The following is a 16,251-nucleotide window of genomic DNA, read 5'->3' as shown; positions in this document are numbered from 1 at the left end:
GCCTATTTTATCCAAATTAGTGATGCCATACGTCCTGTTTCGACATCTCGCCGATAAGAAAAAAATGTTTTTTTATCCGAAACAGTACAATATGTTCCGCCATAGATAGCGGTGACACCAATTTGACGCAATTTTAGTTGTGCCAGCAAATAAATATCCGCCAAATATTTATCTCCTGATGCACGAAAACCCTGAGCAAGTTCAGCTGATTGACTCACGAAGGAGTCACGGACTTCAGCTCCAACCTCAAACTGTTGTGGACCGATAGCGGGTCCTAGCCATGCTAAAATCTCATTGGGTCCGGCATCAAAATGGGTCACAGTATGCTCTAGAACCCCCTGACATAATCCCCGCCATCCCGCGTGCGCCGCCGCAACTTCAGTACCTTGGCGGTTACAAAACAACACAGGCAAGCAATCTGCGGTCATCACAGCACACACTTGCCCACGTTGAGAAGTATAAACTGCATCGGCTTTTTTATCCTCGACTGGATTACCATCTAACCGTAATACTCGCGTTCCATGCACTTGCTGTAACCAAATAGGTGATGTCGGTAAGCCGGCGTACTCTTCAAGCAGCCGCCGATTGTTGATAACCGCCGATAAATCATCACCCACATGGTCACCTAAATTCAAGCTATCAAACGGCGTCAAACTGACACCCCCAGCACGTGTTGAGCTGCAAGCGCCAATATTTTCAGGTTGTGGCCAGTGTGGATAAATAAGCGATGTCATTACCAGTCCATATTATCTTTATGTAACTCAGCGTCTGCTTTCAACGCATTGATAAGTTCAACCATATCAGCGGGTAACTCCGCATGCCATTCCATTTGGATCCCAGAGATAGGATGATACAGCCTGAGCATAGTCGCATGCAGCGCCTGGCGATCAAATTTTCGCATCACCTGTAAAAACTCATCCGTAGCGCCTTTCAATGGACGTGGACGGCCGCCATATAACTGATCACCAATCAATGGATGATTGATATGTGCCATATGTACACGGATCTGATGGGTACGGCCAGTTTCCAGTCTTAAACGCAAGCGGGTATGTGAACGAAAATGTTCCATAACACGATAGCGAGTCACCGCAGGTTTTCCCATGGGATGAACCGCCATATGAGTTCGTTTGGTTGGATGGCGTGAAATCGGCTCTTCCACACGTCCACCCGCAGTCATACGCCCTACCGCAACCGCTTCATATTCACGAGTAATTTCACGTAACTGTAATGCCTCAACCAAACGTGTTTGGGCTGGCACAGTTTTAGCAACTACCATTAATCCCGTCGTATCTTTATCTAAACGATGGACAATACCCGCGCGTGGTACATCGACAATTTCAGGAAAACGATACAGTAAGGCATTTAATATCGTACCATCGGGATTACCAGCGCCTGGATGAACAACTAAACCGCGCGGTTTATTAATCACCAAAATATCTTCATCTTCATACACCACATCTAACGGGATGTCCTGAGGCTCCCAACGACTATCTTCCTCGATTATTGCATCAATAAAAACTTTTTCACCGCCTAAAACTTTTTCTTTTGGTTTATTGATAACTTTGCTATTAACCTGCACTCTATTATCTAAAATCCACTCTTTTATACGAGAACGTGAATAATCAGGGAACAATTCCGCCAAAGCCTGATCTAAACGTTGACCGAGCTGTGATTCTGCAACCGTTGCACTGAGTTCTAATTGTTGAGCCATAAAATAATCTGCTTTTAATGTTTGTATTTTGACGGCGAAGCCGTTTCATTTAAAATATGCTATTGTAATTCGAAATTATGCCGGGGGCCTTATGGAGAGACTCCCCCATGAAACACTCAGAGGATAACCAACACGTGATGATACGCATTAAATATCTGGTGGCAGCTGCCACATTGAGTCTGGTTCTGACCGGATGCTCCAGTAATAAAGAAGTCAGTCCTGACAGCTCTCCGGCTGAAATGTATGCTGTAAGCCAACAAAAACTACAAGATGGTAACTATAGAGCCGCCATCACACAGTTAGAAGCTCTTGATAATCGTTATCCGTTTGGCCCATACGCACAGCAAGTCCAGCTAGACCTGATCTATGCTTATTATAAATCAGCTGAGTTACCGATGGCTATCGCTGCTATCGACCGCTTTATGCGCTTAAACCCAACACATCCGAACATTGATTATGTTCTGTATATGCGTGGTTTAACGGCAATGGCATTGGATGATAGTGCGTTACAAGGATTCTTCGGTATCGACCGTTCGGATCGTGATCCCCAGCATGCACGTGTTGCTTTTCGCGATTTCAATCAGCTAGTTCGTTACTATCCTAACAGCCTCTATGCTAATGATGCCAGCAAGCGTTTAGTTTATTTAAAAGATCGCTTAGCAAAATTTGATTTGGCTGTGGTTGAATTCTACAACAAACGTGGGGCCTATGTCGCTGTTGTTAATCGTGCACAACAAATGTTACGCGATTATCCTGACACCGATGCAACACGCCAAGCACTAACATATATGAAAATTGCTTATAATCAGATGGGATTAGACCAAGAAGCAGATAAAGTAACTAATTTAATTGCAGCCAACCCGGCATAATTTATTGCTGCAATATTTATTGTTACCCAATATCAAATAAAAAATAGCGGCTAAACCCGCTGTTTTTTTTGCGTTATTAAAACGCATGATTGGATTAGATGATTGATTAATTTAATGGAAAGAACCAAAATATTAAGCCAAAGCAAGGCCGGCTATTGCCCTTGTTTATTTAGCCAACCTATTAATCATGGATGATAACATTCTGTTTATCAATATCTTTAATTACTTTTTTTATCCTGCCTCACATTTAAAGATCCATAAATATCTTAGCCTATCAATCTGTGATCTATCTCAATATTTTATTAGTAGTTCACAGTATTCTGGATACATCGAAAGACAGAGCACAAGAGAGGTACTATATGATAGTGAATATTGCCAGCAAACAAATGGATATTACCCCTGCTATTCGTGAACACATAGAGGACCGTTTGAGCAAATTGAATAAATGGCAGGTAACACTGATTAACCCTCATATAGTTCTGTCAAAAGAACCCCAAGGATTCATGGTTGATGCAACGATAAAAACCGACAACGGTAAATTAATCGCCAGTGCAAAACATGAAGATATGTATGCTGCAATAAATGAGCTACTTGCAAAACTAGAAAGACAACTTAATAAAGTACAACACAAAGGAGAATCAAGACGTTCGAGCTATAGTGTAAAAGATGCTAATTTAGATACTGATGAAGTTACATTATAATCTAGTTTGTTTGATTTAATTGTCTTTACTAAATAACGCGCTCATGGCTTATTGAGCGCGTTTTATTTTTATATCAGCCGAAAAGCTCACATTAATATCATGTTAATCTGCCATTAATTATCGGCAATCAACCGTTACAATAGCTAAGCTTATTTTAGGTTGACATTAATCCGCTCATAAGGTTTATTACAACATACTGTTTTACTTCGATGGGATCTGATCCTAATGTTACCAAGCCTTGTCTTCTGTTTCTTTTTTAGCACCTTCTATTAGGGGGCGTTTGTCATTTCAGAAGAAAAAAAAGACAAAGTTTAAAAGCCTCCTCTCACAGGGAGGCTTTTTTATTCACTAATAATCAATGGGATTTGACAGGATGGACGACAAAAATAATTTATTAAAAATCAGAGATAAAATCAGTCAATTGGACAGTGAGCTACTAGTATTATTAGCGAAACGTCGTGGATATGCTGTTGATGTTGCACAATCTAAATTGCACGATAACCGCCCTATTCGTGATAAAGAACGCGAACGCCAGTTACTTGATGTCTTGATTAATAAAGCAAAACCTCTTGGTTTAGATGGGTTTTATGTCACCCGCCTATTTCAAATGATTATTGAAGATTCAGTATTAACCCAGCAAGCTATTTTACAGCAACATCTTAATCTCACACCCAATGACTCTGCTCGTTTTGCCTTTTTAGGCCCTAGAGGCTCTTATTCTCATGTTGCGGCACGTCAATATTCTGCTCGTCATTTTGATCAAATGATTGAATGCAGTTGTCATAAATTCCAAGATATTTTTTCGCTGGTCGAAAGTGGCCAAGCTGATTATGGTATTTTACCGCTAGAAAATACCAGTTCAGGGGCAATAAATGATGTTTATGATCTGCTGCAAGATACCCCTCTTTCTGTCGTTGGCGAGATCCGCTTACCGATAAATCATTGTTTATTAACCGCCGGCGTAACTAGTCTTAATGATATTCAAACGGTTTATAGCCATCCTCAACCATTCCAACAATGCAGCCAATATTTAGCTCAATATCCGCATTGGAAAATTGAATATTGTGATAGTACCTCGACAGCAATGCAAAATGTAGCCAATCTTAATTCTCCGCATATTGCCGCATTAGGCAGTGAAGCAGGCGGCGCACTATATGGACTACATGTTGTGGAACATAATTTAGCTAATCAACAAATCAATATGACTCGCTTTATTGTCGTCGCTCGTCAGCCAATTGAAGTCTCTGAGCAAGTTCCGGCAAAAACCACACTATTAATTACCACCGGTCAACAAGCGGGAGCATTGGTTGATGCTCTGATCATTCTAAAACAAAATCAAATTATTATGAGTAAATTAGAGTCTCGCCCGATCAATGGCAAGCCGTGGGAAGAGATGTTTTATATCGACGTCCAAGCGAATATTCGTTCAGTAAATATGCAACATGCATTAAAAGAACTCGCGGCGATTACCCGTTCAATAAAAATATTAGGTAGCTATCCGTCTGAAAATGTAGTTCCTGTTGAACCACAAAAAGAAGCTTAATTGACCGACAAATAATAACAGCACCTTAATCAGTGAATATTCACTTTTAGGGTGCTGCATAACAAACAATTAGTATTAAAAACAACCGTTATTGGCGGCTATCATTGGCTTGCTGTAATAGCGATTGGCTTTCTCGCATAAAATGTTTCGCATCATCGCCAAACCATTGACTAACCTGCTTAAATTGAGCGACAAATTCTGCTTTATCTTTTCTTTCTAACATCTCTAATGCACGGCCAAAACTATTATAGTAGCGTTTGATTAACGCAATATTCTCATCTGACGACATAATAATATCGGCATATAATTGAGGATCTTGGGCAAATAATCGACCAACCATCGCCAACTCTAAACGGTAAATAGGTGACGATAATGCTAATAACTGCTCTAATTCAACATCTTCTTGGGCCAAATTTTGCCCGTAAGTAAAAGTGGTAAAATGCCGTAACGCCTGAATAAAGCTCATATTTCTATCATGTTCTTCGGGAGTGATTTTATGTAATCTTGCCCCCCAGACCATTAACTGCTCTAAAAACCATTGATATGCTTCTGGCTCTCGGCCATCACAATAAGCCACAACCTGTTTAGCCACACTCCCTACATCTGGCCCAAACATGGGATGCAATCCCAATACAGGCCCGTCATGCGCGGCTAACATTGCAGTTAATGGCTTATATTTAATAGATGCGATATCAATTAATAGCGTATTTTTATCTAATTTTGGCAGCTGTTTAATTACTTGTTCAGTTAAATGAATTGGAACACTTATAATCACCACGCTGGCGCCGGCCATTTTCTGTTCTGCTTGTTCCCAATCTGATTCTGTAAAATCAATAATGTGATAGCCAGACAAAGAAAGTAAGCGACCAAATAATTGTCCCATTCGACCTTTCCCACCGATAATTACGATAGGACCGGCCTGTGGATTAAGCATTTTAAAGCCTTTATCGTTCTCTTTAGTATACGATTCTCGCATAATACGGCGCAAAATATCTTCAATCAAATCAGCCGGTACATCCATTTTTTCGGCTTCCTGACGCCGAGCAGCCAGCATCGCGGTTTCCCGCTCGGGCACATAAATAGGTAGCCCATGTTGGCTTTTGACTTCTCCGACTTCAGCGACCAGCTGCAATCGCTTAGCTAATAAATCGAGCAGTGATTTATCAACCTCATCAATTTGATTTCTTAGTTGTAATAACTCGGAAGACATTTTTTCACCTTATCTCAGCTAGCTTTATGCATTTTTTCCATACGTTGTGGCAGTGTCGATTGAAGAGACTGGTGTAAATCACGCAATACAGATTCTGTCGTCTCCCAATCAATACACGCATCAGTGACAGATACGCCGTATTTCATTGCCGAACGTGGTTGCTCGGATGTCTGATTACCTTCATTTATATTACTCTCAAGCATAATACCGGTAATAGATTTATTGCCACTATTAATTTGTTCAATCACTGAATTAATCACCAGCGGCTGACGACGGAAATCTTTATTGGAATTTCCGTGGCTACAATCAATCATTAATGAAGGTTGTAAACCTGCTTTTTCCATCTCAGCATCACACTCGGCAACATGCTGTGCGCTGTAATTAGGTGTTTTCCCACCACGTAAAATAATATGCCCATTCGGGTTTCCTTGAGTATGCAATAAACACACTTGTCCCGATTGATTGATCCCCATGAAACGATGTGGCATTGATGCCGCTTTCATCGCATTAATCGCGGTAGACAAACTACCATCGGTTCCATTTTTAAATCCAACCGGCATCGAAAGCCCTGACGCCATTTCACGGTGAGTTTGTGACTCTGTCGTTCTAGCACCAATAGCCGACCAACTAAATAAATCCCCCAAGTATTGTGGATTATTGGGATCGAGTGCTTCTGTAGCTAATGGCAAACCGATTTCAATTAAACGAGTTAATAAATCACGAGCAATATGCAGCCCTTTTTCCATGGCAAAAGAACCGTCCATAAATGGATCGCTAATTAATCCTTTCCAACCTACCGTAGTTCTTGGCTTTTCAAAGTAGACACGCATAACAATATACAGACTGTCGCTCAGTTCATCAGCCAGTTGCTTCAAACGTTGAGCATACTCGATAGCGGCATCAACATCATGAATAGAACATGGCCCGCATACTACTAATAGACGGGGATCACGATGATGAATAATATTTGCAATAGTCTGTCGAGATGCCGCAATCGCCTGCAGATTTTCATCACTCAACGGATATTTATTTTTCAGATCTTCCGGCGTAATCAAAACCTGTTCATCACGTATATTAATATTATTGAGCGCGTCTTTTTGCATAATCATGGTGTTTACCTGCTTATATTAATTGTCTGTACATTGCTGTTATGTACTTTATTTTTCTGGACATTGCTTTGTCGGTGTCTGTTTATAACCATACCATGAGATGTAAAGATTGCAATCCACTAAATGTAAAATAAGTCCATTTTTGTAATAATTTAATTACATGCTAACGAAAAATAAACAAATACTTATAAATCAATGGAATAAGAAAATCAAAGACTCAATCAAACAATGAAATAACTTAGTTTGATATTATTTTAGTAAATAAAAGTTTACAGCAAGAAAATAAAAACAATAATACAGGAAATATGCTTATGCTAGGAGAGGCAAAAATGATAATTATTCTATGGCGTGAAATGTTAATTACTGTGAATTATATATGCATTAATTAGAGTGTATTGATCAAATAAAAAGACCCGCTAATGCGGGTCTTTTCTGCGATAACTTTCGGATGTAGCGAAAGCGTATTACTTGGCTTTGGCGCCCAGACGCTCTTTGATACGAGCAGCCTTACCAGAACGCTCACGCAGGTAGTACAGTTTAGATCTACGTACAGCACCGCGACGTTTGACAGCAATGCTGTCGATGACTGGGGAGTGAGTTTGGAATACACGCTCAACACCTTCGCCGTTAGAGATTTTACGAACAGTGAATGCAGAGTGCAGACCGCGGTTACGGATAGCAATAACCACGCCCTCAAATGCCTGCAGACGTTTTTTAGAACCTTCAACGACCCATACCTTCACTTCCACGTTATCACCTGGACGGAATGAAGGTACGTCTTGCTTCATCTGCTCTTGTTCAAGTTGTTTAATAATGTTGCTCATAATAACTCTCTTACCCTAGGTAAACTGATATATTAAGACAATATGCTAGTCATATTATCTGGACTCACTTGCTGCTTCAGCCTGATATTCCTGTTGGAATTCAGCTAGCAACATCCTTTGCTCGTCAGTCAGAGCTAGGTTTTCCAGAAGCTCAGGTCTTCTAAGCCAGGTACGGCCAAGTGACTGTTTCATACGCCAGCGATTGATATGTGCATGGTTACCCGAAAGTAAAACTGCCGGAACCTGCATATCATCTAGCACTTCAGGTCGGGTATAGTGAGGACAATCTAACAATCCGTCGGCAAAAGAATCTTCTTTAGCTGACGCTTGATGCCCAAGTACCCCTGGTATAAACCGAGATACTGAATCTATCATCACCATTGCGGGGAGCTCCCCACCACTGAGAACATAATCACCGATTGACCATTCTTCATCAATTTCGGCTTGAATGATGCGTTCATCAATGCCTTCATACCGACCACAAACTAGAATCAACTTCTCATTTGTTGCCAGTTCGCAAACCCCTTGTTGGCTAAGTTTGCGCCCCTGAGGTGAAAGATAAATCACCTTTGCACCTTCACCTGCCTCAGTTTTTGCTGCGTGAATAGCATCCTTTAACGGTTGCACCATCATCAACATGCCCGGACCACCGCCATAAGGACGGTCATCAACTGTATGGTGTCGGTCATAGGTAAAATCCCTTGGATTCCAACACTCTACAGAAAGCAGGCCATTTTTAACTGCCCGACCAGTCACCCCGTACTCGGTTATTGCGCGGAACATATCAGGAAACAGGCTAATTACCCCAATCCACATACTTTGTCCCACTCATAAAAACCGTCAACCGGAGATTTAAAAACCAGGATCCCAATCCACTTCAATAATTTTAGTGTTGAGATCGACTTTCTTGATAACCTGCCCATCAAGATACGGAACTAACCGCTCTTTGATGCCAAATGCATCTTTTAAATTCGCCTTGATAACCAGCACATCATTAGAACCGGTTTCCATCATATCGTCGACGATGCCAAGATCATATCCTTCAACGGTGATAACATGGCAACCAATAAGGTCTTTCCAATAGAATTCATCACCATCAAGAACTGGTAATTGAGTTGTATCGACATAAATTTCACAGTTTGTCAGCACATTAGCTGCATCCCGATCATCGAAACCAATCAATTTTACAATGACATCTTGGTTATGATTTTTCCACGCTTCAATTTCAATGTGTTGCCATTGACCTGAGCGGTTAATAAACCAAGGCTGATACTCAAAAATGTTTTCGGCATATTCGGTGGACGAAAAAACTCTGAGCCAACCACGAATACCATATGCAGAGCCTAATTTGCCTACAACAATAGGATTAGAAGGCTGCGGATTTGTTTGCTTGCTCATCGCTACCACCGTGACAGATTAAGCTGCTTTTTTTGCTTCTTTGATCAGTGCAGCAACACGATCAGAGATAGTTGCGCCAAGACCGACCCAATGCTCAACACGGTCTAAGTCTAAACGCAGAGATTCAGCCTGACCAGAAGCGATCGGGTTGAAGAAACCAATACGTTCGATGAAACGACCGTCACGTGCATTACGGCTATCTGTTACAACGACTTGGTAGAACGGACGCTTTTTTGCGCCGCCACGAGCTAAACGAATTGTTACCATAACATCCTCATTAGTTAACAAAACAACCAGACTCCATCGAGGGATAGAGTCCGGTTGTTGTATAAAAAGCCCCGAAATTTTACTCAGTTTGACGCAAAAAGCAATCAAAACCGAATAATCTTTGAGTCTTTATTGTTTAACGCCCCGGAAACCCCGGTGGCATCATACCTTTCATGCCTCGCATCATCTTCGCGAGACCACCTTTTTTCATTTTCTTCATCATACGCTGCATTTCATCAAACTGCTTCAATAAACGGTTGACGTCTTGAACCTGAGTCCCTGAACCTGCGGCAATACGACGCTTACGTGAGCCTTTAATAATCTCTGGTTTTTGACGCTCTTTACGGGTCATAGAGCAAATAATCGCTTCCATTTTCACCGTGACTTTATCATCCATCTGCGATTTTACTGCATCAGGCACCTGAGACATACCGGGCATTTTGCTTAACATGCTGGCCATACCACCCATGTTACGCATCTGTTTTAACTGCTCTAAAAAGTCATTTAAATCAAAACCATCACCAGTTTTGAGCTTTTTAGCTAATTTTTCGGCTTGATCTCTATCAACTTTGTGCTCGATTTCTTCAATCAATGACAGCACATCGCCCATACCTAAAATACGCGAAGCGATACGGTCTGGATAGAACGGCTCTAGAGCATCAGTTTTTTCACCGACCCCTAAGAATTTAATCGGTTTACCCGTGATATGGCGAATAGAGAGCGCTGCACCACCACGCGCATCACCATCAACTTTGGTCAGTACTACCCCCGTCAACGGTAATGCTTCGTTAAAGGCTTTTGCCGTATTGGCAGCATCTTGCCCAGTCATCGCATCCACAACAAACAGCGTTTCAACTGGGTTGATAGCTTTGTGGACGGCTTTAATCTCATCCATCATCGCTTCATCAACATGCAAACGACCTGCGGTATCAACCAGCAAGACGTCATAAAACTTCAGTTTGGCATGTTTTAATGCTTGATTGACGATATCAACAGGTTTTTCATTGGCTGTTGACGGGAAGAAGTCAATCCCTACTGTTTCAGCTAGCGTTTCTAATTGTTTAATCGCCGCGGGGCGATAAACGTCAGCTGATACGACTAATACTTTCTTTTTCTGCTTTTCTTTTAGATGCTTACCAAGTTTTGCAACGCTGGTTGTTTTACCCGCACCTTGTAGACCCGCCATTAACACCACGGCTGGCGGTTGAGCAGAAAGGTTGAGTTGATTGTTCTCTTCACCCATCGCATTGACGAGTTCATTCTGAACAATTTTGACAAATTCTTGCCCTGGCGTCAGGCTTTTATTCACATCCTGACCGACCGCACTTTCTTTAACGCGTTGAATAAAATCGCGTACAACAGGAAGTGCAACATCTGCTTCAAGTAAAGCCATTCGGACTTCACGCAGCGTTTCTTTAATATTGTCTTCAGTCAGCCGCCCTCGACCGCTGATATTGCGTAACGAACGCGATAGTCTATCAGTTAAATTATCAAACATGTGTCTTAGCTCAGTTCTGTTTATGGGCCTGCTGCAAAGTTCGTTTCATGCCAGAATTGACTGAATGCAAATCATCCCAATCATTGTATGAAAATGTTATTTTTCAATCTATTTATGTTAACTTATGTTGACAATAGACATAACAAATTCTGTATTAACGGCTGTATAAAAACCAACTCTGATGTGTTTGCCCCATTATAACACGATGAATGGTGGAACGCTGCCCCAGTTTTCATCCTGCTATCTCAAGGGTTGGGGGCTGCTAAAGCATGCGTTATACTATAGAATTCATATCCACTCTAAATGAATAACGACAATATACTATGCTAGTATTTGCAGCCATTGCTGTTTTTTCCTATCTTCTAAGCCTATCACTAATTGTTCCTGGCTTAGTCCGCAAGCAACGGGGATACCGTCGTCTGGCTATATTTTCTGCTGTCATCGCGTTAATAACCCATGCGATTACCTTAAAGCTATCTATTTTTCGCGGTATAGACGGTCAAAATTTAACGCTGCTCAATCTCGGATCTGCCGTCAGTTTACTGATGTGTATCATCATGACTATTGTGGCATCCCGTGGACGCGCGTGGTATTTAATCCCTATTATTTATAGCTTTTCAATTATCAATTTAATGCTAGCGAGCGTGATGCCTGGGGAATTCATTACCCACTTAGAAGCTAGTGTACCCATGTTTATTCATATTGGTTTAGCGCTGCTCAGCTATGCCACACTATTAATAGCAGCTCTTTATGCATTACAAGTGGGTATTATTGATTATCAATTAAAAAATAAGAAATTAAAGTTTAGCCCCGATATGCCACCATTGATGGTGATTGAACGCAAAATGTTCCACATTACCCAAGTCGGTGTCATTCTACTCACGTTAACTCTATGTACTGGATTGATTTATATGGAAAATATTTTCGATAAAGAGAATATTCATAAATCGATATTGTCTATTTTTGCATGGTTTGTCTACATCGTTTTATTATGGGGACATTATCATGGTGGGTGGCGTGGCAAACGGGTTCTGCTGTTTAATTTAACCGGCGCTATTATTCTCACATTGGCATTTTTTGGTAATCGAGTATTGCAACAAATAATGCTGTCTTAATGATCACCACGGTTTACTAACCATTCGAAAAACGTTAAAGGGATACTGTTTTGGATGAGGTTTCAACGAGTACGCTAATAATTATTCTGATTGTTATGGTTGTCGTATCAGCCTATTTTTCGGCCTCAGAGACCGGCATGATGTCACTCAATCGTTATAAATTGAGGCATTTAGCCAAGCAAGGAAATACGTCTGCCCGGCGTGTAGAAGCCCTGCTAAAACAACCTGATCGCCTAATCGGTTTAATTTTAATTGGCAATAACTTGATTAATATTCTGGCATCTGCTTTAGCTACTATCATCGGTATGCGGTTATACGGTAACGCAGGGGTAGCTATTGCTACCGGGATACTAACCATTGTTATTTTGATCTTTTCTGAAGTCATGCCAAAAACCATCGCGGCGCTATATCCAGAAAAAGTGGCCTTTCCGAGCAGTTTTATCCTCCAACCTCTACAAAAACTAATGCTACCTGTAGTGTGGTCATTTAATAAAATCACTCTATTATTTATGCGCTGTTGCGGAATTAAATCGCCAATCATTCGTAGTGATGCAGTCAGTAAAGAAGAGCTCCGAACTATCGTCAATGAATCGAGAACCAAGCTAAGCCAGCGTAATCAAGATATGCTAATCTCAATTCTTGATTTAGAAAAAGTCACAGTCGGCGACATTATGGTGCCGCGTAATGAAGTCGTCGGTATTGATATTAACGACGATTGGAAATCAATTACCCGTCAATTAACTCATTCGCCGCATGGCAGAATTGTTCTTTATCGTGACTCATTAGACGACAGTATTGGTATGCTCAGGGTACGTGAAGCCTATCGTTTAATGATGGAAAAACAGCAGTTTGATAAACAGAATTTGATGAAAGCTGCGGATAAAATTTACTTCATTCCCGACAGTACTCCGCTCAACATTCAGCTAATTAACTTCCAGCGCAATAAAGAAAAAGTCGGCATCATTGTTGATGAATATGGTGATATTCAAGGGCTAATCACGGTTGAAGATATTCTTGAGGAAATTGTCGGCGATTTTACCACCTCAATGTCCCCTTCTCTGGCCGAAGAGGTTCTGCGCCAAAAAGATGGTAGCGTTTTGGTAGATGGTACGGCGAATATTCGTGAGCTCAATAAGGCCTTTGATTGGCACTTACCGCTTGATGGGCCTAGAACAGTCAATGGGATTGTATTAGAAGCACTTGGCGATATTCCTGAAGTCGGCGAAAAAATAATTATTAATAATTATTTAGTGGAAGTCTTATCCATCAGTGAAAATATTATCAAACAAGTAAAAATAATTCCGGCGGGCATGATGAATACAGAAACTAACGACAGCAATACCTCGCATTAATTATCATTTCGCTGCAGTTTTAATCATTATTTCAAGCTAAAAAGACCCTATAGATAATATTGTCTATAGGGTCTTTGTCTATTTTATCACTCAGATATTGATAACTGCTAGATATGTAATTCCGCCAACTTATCTGCAGGTAGAGCAAGATCATCATTTTTATTCACACCAATCTCTGCACCTACAACATTACGGGCAATATCCTGAGCTTCTTTCAGTGAGTGCATTTCATAAGTGCCGCACTGATAAACGTTCAGTTCAGGGATCTTGGTTTGGTCTTCAACTTTTAATACATCTTCCATCGCAGCCTTCCAGGCTTTCGCGACACGTATCTCATCAGGCTGACCAATTAAGCTCATATAAAAGCCTGTACGGCATCCCATAGGAGATATATCAATAATCTCAACACCATTGCCATTTAAATGATTACGCATGAACCCAGCAAATAAATGCTCAAGAGTATGGGTACCCTTTTCTGTCATTGCCTGTTTATTTGGCACGGTAAAACGTAAATCAAAAACAGTAATCGTATCACCGTGAGGTGTCTTCATTGTTTTTGCTATACGTACCGCAGGTGCAGCCATGCGGGTATGATCGACGGTAAAGCTATCTAATAACGGCATTTTTTGACCTCCTGAGAAATTAATATTTATTTTGCTAAAATAAATGAAACCTTTTTATCAACAACGTGTCTGAATTTATGAAAGACGCATCATTAGTTATCATCCCTAATTCTCTGAGTACTTTTTCTTTGGCCACTAGCATCAGTGGCCATTTTCTTATCAGCGACCTGCATGCTTCTGCAAATAGTCTTCAAAGCTTTCATCAGATTGAGCTTCCATCATCGATTGCTTCTCTTCCGAGGCTTTACGCGCTTCATCAAATTGCGCCTCTGTAATGACTTCATACGGCTCACTAATTAGCTGCTCAAAGTATTTATCTGCCAGTTCAAGCCCAAAACCACCAATACCCTGCGCTAACATTTTATCCAAAACCAGTGCAGAATACGTTTGTGTTGGATCTTCAAACATAGTCAAAAATTGATGGCAAACTTCCTGATATTTTGAATCGCAGCAAGTATCCAGAACTTCAGCGACGCGGATTAAGTCCTTAAACAGCTGTTGACCGACTTCAACTAATGGCTTCATTTCACTGCCACAGCCAATACCAATAACTTGCCCCGGCTTACGCCCTTCTAAAATAACTCGATTCCAGTTTTTACGGCTGCAATCTAGCTCTTTACTGTCCATCTCTGGGGCATCAGCCAAGACACACCAAATTAAGAACAGATCAAGGAAACGAATTTGGGTTTCATCCACACCTACCGCACTGAATGGATTAATATCTAGTGCGCGCACCTCAATGTATTCAACGCCACCCCGCAATAATGCATCTGAAGGCGATTCATCATTTTTTGGCACGCGTTTAGGGCGAATTGGAGCATACAGCTCATTTTCAATCTGCAATACATTGGTATTTAATTGACGATATTTACCGTCTTTCTTCACACCTAACTCAGCAAATTCAGCAGATGGCTTATGAATCGCTTTTTTCAATCCTTCAACATAGCTGTCAAGATGATTGAATGTGATATTTAAATCACTCTGCGACTTATTAGTATAGCCTAAATCGCTCATACGCAAGGAAGTCGCATAAGGTAAATAGCAAGTTCCCCCATCAGTCTCTTCAAACGACAGGCTAGTTTCTCTATCATTGAGGAATGAACGACAAATAGCAGGAGAGGCTCCGAATAAATACGGAATAACCCAACCAAAGCGATAGTAATTGCGAATTAGACGGAAATAGCCCTCAGAAATTTTATCTTTACCACTTTCTTCATCTTCAATACCCGCCCAGGCTTGCCAAAACTCGATAGGTAGTGAAAAATTATAATGAACACCAGCAATAGTCTGCATTAGTGCACCATAACGATTCTTTAATCCTTCGCGGTACAGTGTTTTAAACCGACCAAGATTCGAGTTACCATACTGAGCCAGTGTGATCTTATCTTCACTGCCAATAAAGCATGGCATGCTTAATGGCCACATTCTTTCATTATGCAAATGCCTTGCCGTATAACGATGTAAATCGCGCAAGAAGGCCAGCGTGTGGCTAATATTATTATCTACTGGGGTTATAAATTCTAATAAAGATTCAGCAAAGTCAGTAGTGATCCATTTATGGGTCAACGCTTTCCCTAGTTCATCAGGATGCAATGTCGTTGCTATCCCATCCTCAGGAGTTACTCGCAGCGTTTCACGCTCTATACCTCGGTGAATGCCTTTAAGTGCTTCGGGGTGCGACTCTAACCATGAGAGCGCTTTTGATACGTCCGGGATCAATTTGACCTCCCGCCTATAATAATGTTTTATTTCTAGAAAGGTGTTTACTTTAACGTAAACCGAGCAAATTGTCGCTGTCTAGATGTGCGCAATGCACTGTACTAATACAACATATTAGGAATTTAATTGAAGATTAGCTACGAGATAACTAGCAGCTTATGGAAAAAGAGGAGTACTAAAAAATACTCTTTTAGGCAAAAAAAAAGCCTCATCAAATGATGAGGCCTTCTTATATGGTGCAACCGGGAGGATTCGAACCTCCGACCGCTCGGTTCGTAGCCGAGTACTCTATCCAGCTGAGCTACGGATGCA

The 16,251-nt window shown here is 41.0% G+C and carries 16 protein-coding genes, 1 tRNA gene and 1 other annotated feature; of the genes, 5 read left to right on the top strand and 12 right to left on the bottom strand.

What is annotated here, in order from left to right; translation table 11 throughout:
- Window positions 1–2 precede the first annotated feature (2 nt).
- Both yfiH and rluD read right to left on the bottom strand, forming a co-directional pair.
- Window positions 3–734 carry a purine nucleoside phosphorylase YfiH gene (yfiH, locus tag MNY66_RS03490; RefSeq protein WP_241501445.1) on the bottom strand — a complete coding sequence of 244 codons (732 nt, stop codon included), beginning with the start codon at window positions 732–734 and terminating at the stop codon, window positions 3–5.
- Window positions 734–1,711 (bottom strand): 23S rRNA pseudouridine(1911/1915/1917) synthase RluD, encoded by a 978-nt coding sequence (gene rluD, locus MNY66_RS03485; protein WP_047255029.1) that lies wholly within the window; start codon window positions 1,709–1,711, stop codon window positions 734–736. Before rluD ends, yfiH begins: the two co-directional genes overlap by 1 nt.
- 137 nt (window positions 1,712–1,848) lie before the next feature.
- On the opposite strand from rluD, the gene bamD reads away from it, so the two are divergent.
- The 3 genes from bamD to pheA all read left to right on the top strand — a co-directional run bounded on the left by bamD (window position 1,849) and on the right by pheA (window position 4,824).
- Entirely contained in the window at window positions 1,849–2,580 is a 732-nt protein-coding gene (gene bamD / locus MNY66_RS03480) for an outer membrane protein assembly factor BamD (protein WP_047255033.1), read from the top strand.
- Between the two features lie 359 nt (window positions 2,581–2,939).
- A complete protein-coding gene (gene raiA, locus MNY66_RS03475; protein WP_047255028.1) occupies window positions 2,940–3,281 on the top strand; it encodes a ribosome-associated translation inhibitor RaiA in 342 nt (113 codons plus the stop codon).
- A 224-nt stretch (window positions 3,282–3,505) separates the two neighbouring features.
- Window positions 3,506–3,627 (top strand) — a sequence feature (Phe leader region).
- 27 nt (window positions 3,628–3,654) lie between these two features.
- Complete coding sequence (gene pheA, locus MNY66_RS03470) at window positions 3,655–4,824, top strand: bifunctional chorismate mutase/prephenate dehydratase (RefSeq protein WP_241501444.1); 1,170 nt, start codon at window positions 3,655–3,657, stop codon at window positions 4,822–4,824.
- An 88-nt stretch (window positions 4,825–4,912) separates the two neighbouring features.
- On the opposite strand, the gene tyrA is transcribed toward pheA, so the two are convergent.
- The 7 genes from tyrA to ffh form a co-directional block, all read right to left on the bottom strand.
- Complete coding sequence (gene tyrA, locus MNY66_RS03465; RefSeq protein WP_047255026.1) at window positions 4,913–6,034, bottom strand: bifunctional chorismate mutase/prephenate dehydrogenase; 1,122 nt, start codon at window positions 6,032–6,034, stop codon at window positions 4,913–4,915.
- 14 nt (window positions 6,035–6,048) lie between these two features.
- Window positions 6,049–7,143, bottom strand: coding sequence for a 3-deoxy-7-phosphoheptulonate synthase (locus tag MNY66_RS03460; protein WP_047255025.1), 1,095 nt, complete (start codon window positions 7,141–7,143; stop codon window positions 6,049–6,051).
- Between the two features lie 464 nt (window positions 7,144–7,607).
- Window positions 7,608–7,967, bottom strand: coding sequence for a 50S ribosomal protein L19 (rplS, locus tag MNY66_RS03455; protein WP_047255024.1), 360 nt, complete (start codon window positions 7,965–7,967; stop codon window positions 7,608–7,610).
- Between the two features lie 54 nt (window positions 7,968–8,021).
- A complete protein-coding gene (trmD, locus tag MNY66_RS03450) occupies window positions 8,022–8,783 on the bottom strand; it encodes a tRNA (guanosine(37)-N1)-methyltransferase TrmD (RefSeq protein WP_047255023.1) in 762 nt (253 codons plus the stop codon).
- Between the two features lie 36 nt (window positions 8,784–8,819).
- Window positions 8,820–9,365 carry a ribosome maturation factor RimM gene (gene rimM / locus MNY66_RS03445; RefSeq protein WP_047255022.1) on the bottom strand — a complete coding sequence of 182 codons (546 nt, stop codon included), beginning with the start codon at window positions 9,363–9,365 and terminating at the stop codon, window positions 8,820–8,822.
- Window positions 9,366–9,383: 18 nt separating this feature from the next.
- Window positions 9,384–9,632 carry a 30S ribosomal protein S16 gene (gene rpsP / locus MNY66_RS03440; RefSeq protein ID WP_047255021.1) on the bottom strand — a complete coding sequence of 83 codons (249 nt, stop codon included), beginning with the start codon at window positions 9,630–9,632 and terminating at the stop codon, window positions 9,384–9,386.
- A 136-nt stretch (window positions 9,633–9,768) separates the two neighbouring features.
- Window positions 9,769–11,130: a signal recognition particle protein gene (gene ffh, locus MNY66_RS03435; protein ID WP_241501443.1), complete on the bottom strand. Its 1,362-nt coding sequence runs from the start codon at window positions 11,128–11,130 to the stop codon at window positions 9,769–9,771.
- A 323-nt stretch (window positions 11,131–11,453) separates the two neighbouring features.
- Between ffh and MNY66_RS03430 the strand changes: the two genes are divergently transcribed.
- A complete protein-coding gene (locus MNY66_RS03430) occupies window positions 11,454–12,245 on the top strand; it encodes a cytochrome C assembly family protein (RefSeq protein ID WP_047255019.1) in 792 nt (263 codons plus the stop codon).
- A 50-nt stretch (window positions 12,246–12,295) separates the two neighbouring features.
- Window positions 12,296–13,597: a CNNM domain-containing protein gene (locus MNY66_RS03425; protein WP_047255018.1), complete on the top strand. Its 1,302-nt coding sequence runs from the start codon at window positions 12,296–12,298 to the stop codon at window positions 13,595–13,597.
- Window positions 13,598–13,704: 107 nt separating this feature from the next.
- Here MNY66_RS03425 and luxS read toward each other — a convergent pair whose 3' ends face one another.
- From luxS to MNY66_RS03410, 3 genes are all read right to left on the bottom strand, one after another.
- A complete protein-coding gene (gene luxS, locus MNY66_RS03420) occupies window positions 13,705–14,220 on the bottom strand; it encodes an S-ribosylhomocysteine lyase (protein WP_047255017.1) in 516 nt (171 codons plus the stop codon).
- A 159-nt stretch (window positions 14,221–14,379) separates the two neighbouring features.
- Window positions 14,380–15,939, bottom strand: a complete 1,560-nt coding sequence (gene gshA / locus MNY66_RS03415; protein ID WP_047255016.1) for a glutamate--cysteine ligase — start codon at window positions 15,937–15,939, stop codon at window positions 14,380–14,382.
- 234 nt (window positions 15,940–16,173) lie between these two features.
- A tRNA-Arg gene (locus tag MNY66_RS03410) sits at window positions 16,174–16,250 on the bottom strand.
- Between the last annotated feature and the right edge of the window lies 1 nt (window position 16,251).

Source organism: Moellerella wisconsensis (genome assembly GCF_022592395.1).
Lineage (GTDB): Bacteria > Pseudomonadota > Gammaproteobacteria > Enterobacterales > Enterobacteriaceae > Moellerella > Moellerella wisconsensis.
Note: the sequence above shows the minus strand (reverse complement) of the source record. Positions and strands in the feature narration are given on the sequence as shown.